Origin of the sequence: Paenibacillus sp. P2(2022), assembly GCF_029522175.1 — a bacterium.
Taxonomy (GTDB): domain Bacteria; phylum Bacillota; class Bacilli; order Paenibacillales; family Paenibacillaceae; genus Paenibacillus; species Paenibacillus polymyxa.
The window spans coordinates 1,380,236-1,394,196 of sequence record NZ_JAKWFI010000001.1 but is presented as its reverse complement, the minus strand read 5'-3'; the positions used below and the strand labels follow the sequence as shown (position 1 = coordinate 1,394,196).

Annotated in this window: 13 protein-coding genes; 2 read left to right on the top strand and 11 right to left on the bottom strand. The window is 45.0% G+C overall.

The features are described from left to right. Window positions 1-100 precede the first annotated feature (100 nt). Window positions 101-1,039 (top strand): glutaminase A, encoded by a 939-nt coding sequence (glsA, locus tag MMB75_RS06340; RefSeq protein WP_045244532.1) that lies wholly within the window; start codon window positions 101-103, stop codon window positions 1,037-1,039. A 70-nt stretch (window positions 1,040-1,109) separates the two neighbouring features. Here the strand turns inward: glsA and MMB75_RS06335 are convergent, their stop codons facing one another. Continuing rightward, window positions 1,110-1,976 (bottom strand): VOC family protein, encoded by an 867-nt coding sequence (locus MMB75_RS06335; RefSeq protein WP_045244531.1) that lies wholly within the window; start codon window positions 1,974-1,976, stop codon window positions 1,110-1,112. Window positions 1,977-2,025: 49 nt separating this feature from the next. Next, window positions 2,026-2,439: a DoxX family protein gene (locus MMB75_RS06330; RefSeq protein WP_016820790.1), complete on the bottom strand. Its 414-nt coding sequence runs from the start codon at window positions 2,437-2,439 to the stop codon at window positions 2,026-2,028. Between the two features lie 271 nt (window positions 2,440-2,710). On the opposite strand from MMB75_RS06330, the gene MMB75_RS06325 reads away from it, so the two are divergent. Further along, complete coding sequence (locus MMB75_RS06325; protein WP_016820789.1) at window positions 2,711-3,250, top strand: helix-turn-helix domain-containing protein; 540 nt, start codon at window positions 2,711-2,713, stop codon at window positions 3,248-3,250. Window positions 3,251-3,366: 116 nt separating this feature from the next. Here the strand turns inward: MMB75_RS06325 and MMB75_RS06320 are convergent, their stop codons facing one another. The 9 genes from MMB75_RS06320 to MMB75_RS06280 form a co-directional block, all read right to left on the bottom strand. Continuing rightward, a complete protein-coding gene (locus MMB75_RS06320; RefSeq protein WP_017427021.1) occupies window positions 3,367-4,371 on the bottom strand; it encodes a stalk domain-containing protein in 1,005 nt (334 codons plus the stop codon). A gap of 41 nt (window positions 4,372-4,412) precedes the next feature. Then, entirely contained in the window at window positions 4,413-5,534 is a 1,122-nt protein-coding gene (locus MMB75_RS06315) for a phosphodiester glycosidase family protein (protein ID WP_016820787.1), read from the bottom strand. Window positions 5,535-5,752: 218 nt separating this feature from the next. Next, a complete protein-coding gene (locus tag MMB75_RS06310; RefSeq protein WP_016820786.1) occupies window positions 5,753-7,219 on the bottom strand; it encodes a potassium/proton antiporter in 1,467 nt (488 codons plus the stop codon). 204 nt (window positions 7,220-7,423) lie between these two features. Further along, window positions 7,424-8,812, bottom strand: coding sequence for a class II fumarate hydratase (gene fumC, locus MMB75_RS06305; protein ID WP_016820785.1), 1,389 nt, complete (start codon window positions 8,810-8,812; stop codon window positions 7,424-7,426). Window positions 8,813-8,977: 165 nt separating this feature from the next. Then, complete coding sequence (locus MMB75_RS06300) at window positions 8,978-10,522, bottom strand: 2-isopropylmalate synthase (RefSeq protein ID WP_044786031.1); 1,545 nt, start codon at window positions 10,520-10,522, stop codon at window positions 8,978-8,980. A gap of 99 nt (window positions 10,523-10,621) precedes the next feature. Beyond that, window positions 10,622-11,332 carry a FadR/GntR family transcriptional regulator gene (locus MMB75_RS06295; protein ID WP_019687367.1) on the bottom strand — a complete coding sequence of 237 codons (711 nt, stop codon included), beginning with the start codon at window positions 11,330-11,332 and terminating at the stop codon, window positions 10,622-10,624. A 153-nt stretch (window positions 11,333-11,485) separates the two neighbouring features. Continuing rightward, window positions 11,486-12,505 carry an aldose 1-epimerase gene (locus tag MMB75_RS06290; protein WP_016820782.1) on the bottom strand — a complete coding sequence of 340 codons (1,020 nt, stop codon included), beginning with the start codon at window positions 12,503-12,505 and terminating at the stop codon, window positions 11,486-11,488. A gap of 136 nt (window positions 12,506-12,641) precedes the next feature. Continuing rightward, window positions 12,642-13,445: an MBL fold metallo-hydrolase gene (locus MMB75_RS06285; RefSeq protein WP_016820781.1), complete on the bottom strand. Its 804-nt coding sequence runs from the start codon at window positions 13,443-13,445 to the stop codon at window positions 12,642-12,644. Between the two features lie 126 nt (window positions 13,446-13,571). Beyond that, complete coding sequence (locus MMB75_RS06280; RefSeq protein WP_013371376.1) at window positions 13,572-13,868, bottom strand: hypothetical protein; 297 nt, start codon at window positions 13,866-13,868, stop codon at window positions 13,572-13,574. Window positions 13,869-13,961 lie beyond the last annotated feature (93 nt).

The following is a 13,961-nucleotide window of genomic DNA, read 5'->3' as shown; positions in this document are numbered from 1 at the left end:
AGCTTGTTTTTCGACTGAACATTTCTTTAAAATAAGTATATAGCTACTTCTTGCTCTACAATAAATACCACAGATTGGTTACTCGACTGGAGGAAAAGAAATGACATCGGAGTGGCAGAGACTACAGACCAAACTGCCGGAATGGGTAGAACAAAGCCGTCATGAGTATATTCATGGCAAGGTAGCAGCGTATATTCCCGAACTATCCAAGGCCCCGGCCGGCGCGCTGGGTATTGTGGTCATGAACGGTGCGGGTGAGACCGTGGTAGCCGGAAATACGGAAATCCAGTTTACGATGCAAAGCATCTCAAAGGTATTTACGCTCATTCTGGCCTTGATGGATAATGGAGAGGACGTTGTCTTCTCTAAGGTAGGTATGGAGCCTACCGGAGACCGTTTTAATTCCATGCTAAAGCTAGAACTAGTCGAGCCGGGGATTCCATTTAACCCACTGATTAATGCCGGAGCAATCGCGGTCTCCTCTCTGATTCGCGGAAACAGTCCAGAAGAGAGATTTGCCCGTGTTCTTCAATTTTTCCGTCTGCTTACTCATAATGACACATTGGAATATGATCAGGATGTCTACGATTCAGAATCAGCCACAGGCCATTTGAACCGTTCCCTTGCTTATTTTCTAATGGAAAAGGGGATTTTAAGAGGTCATGTGGAGGATGTGCTTGACGTCTATTTCAGACATTGTGCTGTCAAATTAAACTGTACAGATTTAGCACGTATGGGACTCATACTAGCCTACAACGGCCGTGATCCGGTCACAGGTATACCTTTAATCCCCCGTCGCTATGTACAGATCGCCAAAACATTTATGACAACATGCGGTATGTATGACGCCTCTGGTGAATTTGCCATTCAAGTCGGACTCCCTGCCAAAAGCGGCGTATCTGGCAGTATAATGACGATGGTACCTGGACGATACGGCATCGGGTTAGTGGGGCCTTCATTGAATCGTATGGGCAACAGTACAGCGGGGGTACACTTGCTGGAGACAATGTCCCGCGATTTGGATTGGAGTTTGTTTTAGGATATAAAAAAGGGTATTCCCAGCCAGTACGGCTCATAGGAATACCCTTTTCTGTTACGTTCTTGCTATGTTAAATGGTTTGACCCTGAACCAATTTGATTTGAATACGGAACGGGTCAGCCACATACAAGGCCCCATCACGTTCTTGTAATCGATAACCTGCCGCAGTCAAACGAGCAGTAATGGCATCCAATTCTTGTTGGTCTGGAACATTCAGTTCAAAATAATCCAATCCAGCAGCCTGCTCGGGAGCTGGTGGCGCTCCTTCACCTGCCCATATATTTAAGCCCATATGGTGGTGGTAACCACCTGCGGAAACGAACAAGGCTGAAGATCCATATCGGCATGTAATGTCAAAGCCAAGCACATCGCAATAAAATTGCTGTGCTGTGAGCAAATTAGACACATGGAAGTGAACATGCCCAATTACCGTTCCCTGTGGCAGTCCCTGCCAAGGTAAGTTTTCAGTAATGGCAATCAGGTCTTCTGCATCCACAGGTCCAGTTCCCATCATGTAAAATCCATTTGCATCTTTTTTCCATTGATTACGAGGACGATCCGCATAGATTTCAATTCCGTTATTATCGGGATCATGGATGTATAATGCTTCACTTACATCATGGTCTCCCTGTCCGATTTCAATCTCATGAGCCAGCAGATTACGCAAAGACAAACCCAGAGCTATACGATCTGGTAGAAGAATAGCAAAGTGATACAATCCGGCTGCAGACTGGCGCGGCAGAATAACTGCATTTTCAATATAGTTAAGAATCAGTAGCGCATGCTTTCCGTCAACAGTCAATTCAGCGGTATCCGCTGTTTGACGTAGAAGCTGTAAACCAATGACCTCAGTGTAAAATTGAATAGAGCGCTCCAAGTTACTAACTTTTAATGAAACCTGCCCGATTTTAGTGTTGTCATGAATATGTGCTGTCATGAGATTTCCCTCTTTCTACATGGATTGGAGGACTAAGGCTTAATCAAATTTATTGTTCTGTTGACCCACGACGGCTGAACAAAGAATCCAGAGACCAGCGAGTTGTCGGCGCAAATACGAGATGAAGAGCTACCAGAATAAAAGCAATATCCAGCTCATAGCCAGCGCCTTGACCATTCCCCATCAACCCGCCGGACAATTTGGCCGTGAAAATAGCGCCGATCAATACAATAACTAAAAGTCCGGATACATAGCGAGTAAGCAATCCAAGAATTAATGCAATCCCGCCGACCAACTCAATCACCGCAACGACATAACCTAAAAATCCTGGGACACCAATGCTGGAAAACCAGCCTGCAACATTACCCAATCCCATTTGGAATTTAGCAATTCCGTGCGCCAAAAACAAAATTCCGAGCGCCACCCGCATAATTGTAGAAACATTTCTGCTTGCTGAACTCATCTTTATCTCTCCATTCTGTTTGTTTTAATACACTCATACAAGCGTATATGAATAATTAATTTATATTACTAATAATTTAGCCAAAAAAATAATGACGTCCGAATCTATACTGCAACACATAAGTATGAATTACACTCAAATTATTAGTAATAGTAATAATTATTTTGTAATGTGAATTTAGCATAAGAAACTATAGTCTGTCAACAAATTATTTGGTATGATGAATAATAAATTAGTATATATTATATTTCCCTAAAAGGAGGAACGCTCTATGGGTATAGGATGCAACATTCGTGCGGCTCGTAAACGTAAAAATTTATCCATCCAGCAAATCTGCGAACGAACCGGTCTATCTCAAGGATTTATGAGTCAAGTCGAAAATAATAAAACCTCCCCTTCCATCGCTACATTGGACAGCATCGCTAATGCGCTGAACGTACCTCTCGCTTTTCTGCTTCTTAAAGAAGAGGAACGGATGCAAGTGATTCGTAAGGACGAGCGTCGTAAAACATTGTATGGTAAAAACAAACTCCAGGTCGATCATTTGGGTGGTCAGGGTAATGTCAAAATGATGCTGGTGGACATGCCGCCAGGCTCATCTACAGAAGAAGAACATGCTCATGCAGGGGATGAGATTCATTTTATTTTGGAGGGTACGGTATACGTGGAGCAGGGTGAGGATTCAGCTACTCTGGAAGCAGGAGATTCCTTTAGCTGGAGAGCAGCCATCCCCCACTATGCCAAAAATGTTGGAGAAAACAACGCGCGTATTCTGATCTCCGTGTTTCTCGAAGCAGAAAATGACGCCTAAACAAGATTTGAGCATATCACAATATTCATTACCCATTTCATTGTAAAAAGCGTGTACCGGGAAGTTAAATTAACTTCAACGATACACGCTTTTTTGTAGTAGCTACTCTGCTAAACTTATCCCATCGCCTGCTGGGCATCTGTACGTGATTCCCACGGCAGCTTAAAGGTTTTCATGATCTGCTTGGCATTGGCTGGGAGCCCGCTTACCGGATCACCCGTCGTACCCAACAACTCTTCTTTTTTATCCGTAGTAATACGCCCATAATAAGTAGAGCTGCTGTCCCCCCATCCTGTAGTATACTCGTAGATCAGCGGCTTATTTAATTTCGGATAGGTTCCCCACTGATCTTTGGCTTTATTAGCCAAAAACAGCTCCAGTGGATCGTATTCCATCGTAAAGGTTTTATCAAAGGGAGCTCCCACATACCCTTGATAGGTAACAATCGGAAAACCGTCCTTCACTTCAACCAGACTCAGCACATCCCCGTTCACTGTAAAATACCGCAATGCTTCGCCTTGGGGGAACATATAGACACTGGACAGCAGCTCAGTGTTAGGACGATGTTCTTCTATATAAGGATGGACAGAACGTCTTTCTAAGTGGATTAATGCTTCACGTGCTGCCACGAGATCTCCCTCATATATTTGTTCTTTTAGTTTACCGTGAATCGGTGGCTGGATCTGAATCTGTGTATTTGTCTTCTCTAACGTATAACCTAAATCAAGCGATACATCTCTAAGAGGCACATATACGTCTTTACCTACAACCTCAAATGTAAGCTGCTGCTTGCTCTTACGTAATCGCTCCTTAAGAACTAAGGGTTCTGCCCACTTTTGCAGCGTGACCTGCTTTTTTTTAGCATCCCAATGGTAGCTTGCACCTACAGCTTCAGCCAAAGGTTTAAGCGGTACCATGAGCTTACCGTCAATCAATAGAGATTTGGTCTTGTTGTTTAAGGGTTGACCGGCTATAACAATATCTGTTTGTGGTGTTGATTGAGGTGCTGTGGTTCCCTGTTCAGCCGCTTCGACTTCTCCTTGGTGCATTGTTGTCAAGAGCAATGGTAGCATCAGCAAGGCGACAAACAATCGCTGAAATCCTGTTCGATCTAGCTTCATTATGAGTCTCCGTTCACTTAATAGACTTGTTCATTCCGGCTCTATTTCTTTTTGGCTGCGTCAATGTCTCCAGGTCTCATCCCTGCCCAGATGTTCGGAATACTGACGGTCTCTGGATGCTCAAATACGAGAAACGCAGTCGGCAAATATCGTTCTCCGTATTCAGAGGAAGGCTTGTTGACAATGGTGTTATCCTTGACGAGCACCGTTGATGAACCTCCATCCAAATTAGCACCGATAACCGCTCCATGCTTAAGTAAAATATTTTGCATATCATACAAGTTGGCACCTATGCTGTACCCAGGCTGGCGACCGTCGACGGTTACGAAAAGGATTGCCCCGTCTGCTCTCTGTCCCATCGCGGTACGGGGAGCAATGCCCCATCCCTCGCTTGCATTGCGAATCAGACCTTTTCCATTCACAATTAGGCGTGGTTGGAAAGTAACCGCTTCTTGCACATTCATTTTGGACAACTCGGACAACGAATAGTGACCGGCTATCATTTTTCCCTGTTTATCAATACCTACGATTTGAACAGAGGCATTTTTACCCATATCGTTGTAGTATATCTGGCCCTGAGAAATGACAACACCAATCGGTTTAAAGCCATTTCCGTTCCAGTTGGGATCAGCGAATCCACCGCCGTTTACACCAGCAACGGCCCCCAAACGCTCGACCATACTAGATACATGTTCTCCCCGGCCGACTTTAGCAGGAACCCCGAGCCTAATTTTAGTGGGGTCATGCACCGTCATAACATAGCCATGATAGTTACGACCCGATACCTCTTCCACTTCAACCAACGGCGTCTGTTGTACTTTAGTAGGTATCAGATCAGGCAGATTGATTGTATGTCTATCCTTTTCCTCTCCCATCTCTTCGAACCGGGCCGAATATTCAGCCACGCGCTTCTTCGCCTCTGCTTCGCCGATAAAATATTTCGCCCAGTGACGATGCTGAGTCGTAATCAGCGTATCCGCAGCCAAATAGCGCATCTCCTTGCCAGAAGGGGTTAAAAACAACCATGCACCGCCCCCAATTCCTGCTAACAGGAATACAATAAAAAGTCGCAACATAAAGCGACCAAATTTTCCTTTTCGTTTCTTTTTCTTATTTTTCTGCCTGCGAGCTGCTGCACGCTGTGGCAAGACTTCCGGTTTCATTCATCATCTCTCCTGTTTGGTGACTTCTATCGTATTTCTTCACTATTGCCCATCAAATGATCAGTAGCGATAGGCTGCGACATCTAACGACAATATCATAAACTAATTTTGTAGAATGATAGTGTCAATTTTTTAACAGATTCATCCACTCTTAAAAAGAATACAGCAAAAAGCCCTTCACATAAATGTGAAGGGCTGTAAATAGGGGGATATCCTATTTACGGAGCAGCCTCCGGTTCGAGTAGCATGAACAGCTCTTTCATCTGCTGGCGCTTAAGTTTGGGACTAAGCACATACAAAGTATCGCCCGGTTCAATCACAGTTGTACCTCTCGGGGCAATAATTTGCTCGTTCCGAATAATGGCTGTGAATAAGATGTCTTCAGGCAGCTGTATATCCTGAATCGCCTTGCCGGCTATCGACATCCCCTTTTGTACCTGAATGTGGTTGATTTCCGAAGTGGTTTTTCCCAAAGAAACTAATTCCAACAGTGAAGGCGACGATGTCTCGTTAGGGTCCATCAAGCCAAGCTTCACCGCTAGCCACGAGATCGTGGTACCTTGAATAATCGCAGAGGTGAGCACAACGAAAAATACGACATTAAAAAACAAAGGTCCTACATCCATTTCGTCCAGTAATGGATAAGTTGCTAGTACAATGGGTACCGCTCCCCGCAGTCCTGCCCAGGATAACAGTGTCTTCTCGCGAACAGAGTACCTGGAAAAAAGCAAGCTTAGGAACACACCTATTGGACGAGCCACCAGCATGAGGATGAAGGAGAGCGCCAAACTTTGCCACGCAATGCCCAGCAATTGATCGGGAAAGACCAATAGGCCGAGCAAGACAAACATCATAATTTGCACCATCCAGGCGAAGCCATTGTTAAAATGGATAATGGATCGCTTGTAGGTCAAGTCGGAATTTCCCAATACAATGGCCATGACATATACCGCCAGCAATCCGCTCGCCTCCAGTAATGATGCCGCCGCATACGTCAAGACTGCAAATGCCAATGCCATTACAGGATACAAACCGGATGAATCAAAATTCATTTTATTAATCGCATATACACCTAAGCGTCCGAGTACAAAACCAACGGCTAGACCAAAACCCATTTCCCATAAAAACAACAAGATATGTATCCAAATGGATTGCTCAGGGTGATGTATCAGCTCAATCAATGTTACTGTGAGAAATACAGCCATCGGGTCATTACTGCCGGATTCCGCTTCAAGCGTCGAGGTAATTCGCTTTTTGATGTTTTTACCTCCTAAAACGGAAAACACAGCTGCCGCATCTGTCGATCCGACAATAGCGCCAAACAGCATGGATTCCATCCAGCTTACGCCTAAAATAAACTTGGCGCACACGCCAATGACTACAGTCGTGATGATGACCCCTAACGTTGATAATGACAACGCAGGTCGAATTACTGGCTTAACATCTGTAAACTTTGTCTGCATCCCGCCTTCAAACAAGATTACAATGAGCGCGAGAATGCCCACCAGCTGTGTGATAAAGGCATTATCAAAATAAATAAACTGACTGAGCACCATGCCTACAGCAATAAACAAAACGAGCGCAGGCATACCGAAACGGCTGGAAAATTTGGTAGTCAGCACACCGACCAGCAGCAAGCCGGACAGCAAAAGCACAATCAAATTAATCACGGTTGTCTGTTCCATACGGCTTCTCCTATCTTGAAAATAAATGTTCATTTTTTCGCCTTCTAACTATATACCCTCAAATCACACAGAATACTAATCATAAGTAAAAAAATATATGAGAAAATCAAAAAATCCAGCTCATGGTCTGTGCTAAATTCCGCACTCCACAAGCTGGTTTGTACATTTTTTTTAAATTTCTCAAGCTGTACCCGTTCGTCGTGCTTAGGCTTTGGGCTGAATCATATGTGCTGGTACAACATATTGGTCAAACTGCTCTTCCGTCAGCAGTCCACTGCGGAGTGCCGCTTCCTTTAGAGACAGCCCTTCTGCATGTGCAAGTTTGGCGATTTTAGCAGCATTTTCATATCCAATATGTGGATTCAATGCTGTCACCAACATTAGTGAATTATTCAAATTGTGCTCAATCTTGGCGAGATCGGGCTCGATGCCAACGGCACAGTTGTCATTAAAAGCAATGATGGAATCGGCCAGTAGATGAACTGATTGCAAAAAGTTGTATATGATTACTGGCTTAAACACATTCAGTTCAAAATTACCTTGACTTGCTGCAAATCCGATAGCTGCATCATTACCCATGACTTGCGTAACGACCATCGTCAGTGCTTCACTCTGGGTGGGATTTACCTTACCTGGCATAATGGAGCTACCCGGCTCGTTAGCAGGAATCGTGATTTCCCCCAAGCCGCTTCGCGGACCACTAGCCAGCCAGCGAACATCATTGGCGATTTTCATCAAATCCGCAGCTAGCGCTTTGATTGCTCCATGTACAGCCACCACTTCATCGTGACTGGTCAGCGCATGAAATTTATTAGGTGCAGAAGTGAACGTTTTGCCAGTGAAGCCGGAAATTTCCGCAGAGGTTCGGGAGCCAAACTCTGGATGAGCATTAATTCCTGTGCCCACTGCTGTTCCGCCAATCGCCAGCTCCTTCATATATTGAACCATGTCGACGATCATTCGCTTGCTTTTGTCCAGCATGGCATACCAGCCGCTAATTTCCTGACCCAGTGTAAGCGGTGTCGCATCCTGCAAATGGGTTCGACCAATTTTGATAATATCCTTGAACTGTTCTGACTTCTGTTGAAAAGTCTCTTTCAGCTTGTCAATGGCAGGCAACAAACGGTCCTCGACCGCAATGACACCCGCTACATGAAGCGCTGTAGGAAACGTATCATTTGAGCTTTGCGACATATTCACATCGTCATTCGGATGCAGCTTCGCATCTTTTCCCTGTTCTTGTAACCATTCGCTGCCTAGATGAGCAATCACTTCATTGACATTCATATTAGACTGCGTACCGCTCCCTGTCTGCCATACAACCAATGGGAAATGGTCATCAACTCGTCCAGCTAGAATTTCATCCGCTGCATAAATAATAGCATCCTGTTTTTCCTGAGATAGCTTACCCAACTTATAATTGCTGATCGCCGCACTTTTTTTGAGTACCGCGAACGCCTGAATGACCTCTAATGGCATTTTCTCCGAGCCAATCGGGAAATTTTCCTTACTGCGCTGTGTCTGCGCTCCCCACAAACGATCTGCCGGTACTTTGATTTCGCCCAACGTATCCTTTTCAATGCGGTAGTTCAACTCATTTCCTCCTCTTGGCCTATGTAATTCAGACAAAATATGGTGATCTTCTTTGCCTATTATACATTAAATTTCAAATGTTATCATATATTTTGCAAGCGCTTTTTTACGATAAGGTTAGAGGAGATAGAAGAAAAAATTCAGCTATGAGCTTGATTACCAGCCTCAGCTAATCGTGATGTTGCTTTTGGCATGCACTTCTTTTCTGCCCAGTAGCTTATTTAGTGCGTCGATATAAGCTTTAGCGCTAGCTTCCAAAATATCTGTACTAGTACCTCTTCCCAGTGCTGTGTACTCACCTTGCCTCAAAATAGCGTGAACTTCCCCCAACGCATCTTTGCCATACGTTACAGACTGGATGGAGTAATCCTCCAACTCCACCACTTCACCACTAGCCTTGTCAATCGCATGAAAAATCGCATCTACAGAACCATTACCCATCGCAACTTCATCAATTGATGTGCCATCTTGTTTATTCAACCGTATAGAGGCGACTGGAACCGACTGATTACCATAGGACACCTGAATAGAATTTAGTGTGTAAATTTGAGGTGAGGCATTGCGGCTTTCATCCATCAGGACAAGTAAATCCTCATCCAACACCTGTTTTTTCTTATCTGCCAAGGCTTTGAATTTGCGAAATGCAGCCTGAAGTTGTTCCTCTGTCAAAACATCAAACCCCATGTCCGCCAGTTTTTCCTTAAACGCATGACTTCCCGAATGCTTGCCTAATACAAGTTTACTGGTCTTCAAACCAATGCGCTCAGGGGACACGATCTCATATGTTGTACGCTCCTTCAGCATCCCGTCCTGGTGTATACCGGACTCATGTGCAAATGCGTTGGCCCCAACAATGGCCTTGTTCCCCGGTACCGACATTCCAGTACGCTTGCTTACCAATCGACTGGTAGCATACAGCTCCTCCAAAACCAGACTCGTTTGTGCACCATAGAGATCGGTTCTCGTGTCAAGGGCCAGTGCGACCTCCTCGATAGGTGTATTTCCGGCTCGCTCGCCAATACCATTAATGGTACCTTCAAATTGATCTACACCGTTACGGATAGCTGCCAGCGTATTAGCTGTTGCCATCCCAAGATCATCATGACAGTGTGTGCTAAGCTGTATTTTTTCAATACCTGGTACTTGTTGTTTTACGATTCTAAACATTTCTCCAAACTGATCTGGCGAGGCATAACCTACGGTATCCGGTAAATTGACGACGGTCGCTCCAGCGCGAATTGCCATATCTACAACTTCACAAATAAAGTCCAACTCGGTACGACTGGCATCCTCTGCCGAAAATTCTACCTTGCTGAAATACTTACGTCCATAACGAATGGCAGCAGCAGCGGTCTCTAATACCTTCGCTTTATCCATTCGTAGCTTATGCTGGCGATGAATAGGTGAGGTAGCCAGGAACAAGTGAAGACAAGCGTCCTCCGCTCCCCGTAGAGCTTCTCTGACCGCATCTATATCCTGCTCTTTCGAGCGTGCAAAACCAACCAGTGTTGCTTGGGTGACCTGTTTGGCAATCTCCTGCATGCTGATGATCTCACCAGGTGAGGTTGCCGGAAAGCCGGTCTCAATCCGATCTACGCCTAATTTTTGAAGCTGAAGAGCGATTTCCACCTTTTCTGTGCTGGTTAAGCTAACTCCTGGTGATTGTTCTCCATCTCTTAACGTTGTGTCCAACACCCATATTTTGCGCATACAGATACCACCTTTGGTTTGATTTTAGGAGATGCTCAAAGTAGAAGGTTTATACATCGTTTTATTCATCCGATCATCTGATGTTTAGGGTTAAAAAAATTAGGAACTTCCCATATGCTTTTGCAGCTCCAGCTTGGTGCCGTCCAAATGCTGAATACTATATAACTCTGCAGCCTTACCATCCTGATCCAAGATCGCTTCATAAATTTTTTCATGCTGAAGTGTAAAATGATTTGGCATCACCGGATCGGTAATCAGATTTCTCAGCGCCTTGCGAATAGCCTCTACAAAGCTGCGGTATACGTCCGTAAGCACCTTATTGCCTGTAGCTGCTGCAACAGCCAAGTGAAAAGTGATATCCGCATCCAAGTACCCATTCATATCTCCAGCGGCCAATGTCGCAGCTCGACGGTCCAGTGCCTCTCGCATCAAGCGTAAATCTTCGTCATTACGACGTAATGCAGCTAATCTGGCAATCTCCAGTTCCAGCACGCTCCGCACTTCATAAACTTCAATAATTTCAGCACGGCTTAGTCGGTAATCCAATGGTTCTTGAGAAGTCGTCGGTTGGCAGACAAAGGTCCCGTGTCCTTGCTTTTTCTCTAATAGACCGGCATGCACCAGTACGCTAACCGCCTCCCGAACTGTAGATCGCCCGACTCCAAATAGCTTCATAAGCTCGGGCTCGGTTGGAATCTTAGTGCCTACATTCCATTCACCAGCAGCAATTTTTCGTTGCAACTGCTCAGCCACTTCATCTGCAATTTGCTTGCGTTTAACAGCTTGAAAAGGCATCATTCCATGATTCATCTGATCATCTCCTGTTTCGTATCATACTATGACACATTGCTTTTCTGCAACCTTTTTTATAATCTTTCTTAGTGGTCTTGTAACTGCAGCCTTAGCAATCGAAAAAGCCTGCACCGTTCACCACGATGCAAGCTTATTTGGATAAAGAACATATTAAGATTTCGTTTTATTCGGAGTAACACAATACAGACGGCTGGTTGTTTCAAAAATATGTCCCGGAGCCAGTGCAATTAACCCGATGTCTTCCGCAGGCAAGTCTGGTCGATTCGGTGCATTGATCATGTTCATTTGCGGTTCAGGACAGATGAATTCCTGGTTCGCTTTGTTGTTCCAAATCATCCAGTGCTTATAAGCAGTGCCTACATCGTATACAAGGGTAGCACCTGTCTTACTGTGTGTGAGTTCCATGTAGTTACGTCCATTTTGCGGAGCCGCCGTATAATGATTATCCATAGAGGCAAAATAAGGGCTAACTCCTGTTGTCTTCATCAGTTCCTCTTCCGGGGATAAAGGTTGGAACTGTCCAGTGGCCAACAACCGATCTGTCAGCTCACGCCGCTCACCGATCGTAACCTTAATCTTGTAATCCTCAGGCGAGCTATCAGGTACAAACGGTACCCGAATGGCTGTGTGAAAGGCAAACAAGTTGGGAATCGGCTGATCCCCCTCGTTATGGATCACATAACGCTGATGCAGGCCAAATTCGTCAAGGCTGTACGTCAGCTTCATCGTAAAGGTGAAGGGTAGATAACGGAACATAGGATGCCCTTCCCTTACATGCTGATTCATTACCACATAACTACCTTGCTCCCCGGAACCGTAATCCTCAACCTCCCACCGAACGGTGTGTAAAAAGCCGTGCAAATGGTTATGGGTAGCCTCTTCATTAATTGGCAGCTCATATGTAACACCATTCCACAGGAATTTTCCATCCTCATATCGATTCGGAGGGAACAAGAAAGGAATTCCATAAACGGATGGGCTTTGCTTAAAAGCCTCTATGCTCTCAGCATCCGGCTCACGTAAAAAAGAATATCCCGTCTCATTGTCACGAAAAGAAATCAGATTTGCGCCGTTTCCTGGCAGGGCAACCGCTTCATATCGTCCAAATTTAAGACGAATCGCCGGTATTCCATAATAAAGATCACCAATTGCAGTATGCTGTTGTGTCATCAAAAATCCTCCTTGATGAAATGACGATGTTTAATGAAAGCGTTTAGCTTTTGGCTTGACTATACCATGTCCAGCAAAAAAATTCCACGTCCACGCAAAAAAACGATGCCCCGCAAGGCATCGTCCTTCACACATATTACACATAACGTCCCTGTTTGGGTACTGCCATGTGTTCAAAATTTCCAGCTAGCTGTTCCAACTGATCAGTCAGCTCGGTACCTTGCATGAAATGTCCATGCCCTGTAACTGCAATTGCAGGCTTTAAGCCTGCTAACATCTTCACTGACCGCTGTGCAGCTTGCCAATCTGTTGTAAAATACGCAGGCGGTCCGTGGATTTCTTTTTCCTGTAAAAGCACAGCCAAGGCCGATTCCTGCTTTACCGTGATAAAAGCGTCACCAGCTACCATTAAGCGTCTCCGCTCATGAAAAAGCGATACATGACCAGGCGTATGTCCTGGCGTATGCAGCCACTTCCAACCAGGGGCGCCGGGGACACTGCCATCTTGGGGCAAGGAGGTGATGCGATCATCGAGATCTATAGCATCATTGGGGTACAAGAAGGAAATTCCCGACATCAAGCCTCCCCCCACACTAGGGTCAGGTTTTTGATAATCTTTCATTCCCGTTAAATAAGGTAATTCCAAAGGGTGTGCATAAACAGGTGTACCCCAATGCTGAACCAACTCAATAACCGAACCTACATGGTCAAAATGACCGTGAGTAAGCACAATAGCAACCGGAGGACCCGTAAACCGTTCCTCAGCTAGGCGTATAATCGAGTCTGTGAATCCTGCCATCCCCGTATCCACCAGCACCCAGGATCGGCTTCCCGGCTCTCCGATAAAACACACATTTACAAACAGCGTCCGTAAGCTCAGGAGATCGGGAGCAGCCTCTTCATTTGCCGTCATTCCTTCGGTGAACAGATGATTTGCCAAAGCTTCACCCTCCTATTCACATGGAATTTCCTGTTATACTCGACCTTTAGGCTTCCCCCATGTCAGCAGATTATGCGGACACTGCTAAATATAATCCGCTTGTCACGAAAATAGACCATGTTTACATTACTCGGGTAATTTACTCCATGCCGCATCCAGCAAATAGTCGAAAAGATCATCGTTCTCTTCAATCCAGCTATCCATCTGTAGCATCTCTTCCTCCAAGCGTGGCTCTCCTGCAAAATGGAGACTATAATCCCACTCCTTTCCCTTTTTACTGTGGAAGGTGATTTCATATATAGAACTCTGTCCGTCTACTCCAAATACCACTTGGCCTAAATATGCACCGTTCTCATCTCTAGTCATTTGCGCCTGCTGAATATGTACTTCTTTCAATTCCTGAGAAGAATTTTGCTCCGTCATTTATTTATCCGCCCTTTCATTTTCACTAAAAAGTACCAAAACTGATTTGTGAACCTTTTCGTTACATTGTACAATATATAAGCTATGTGTGGA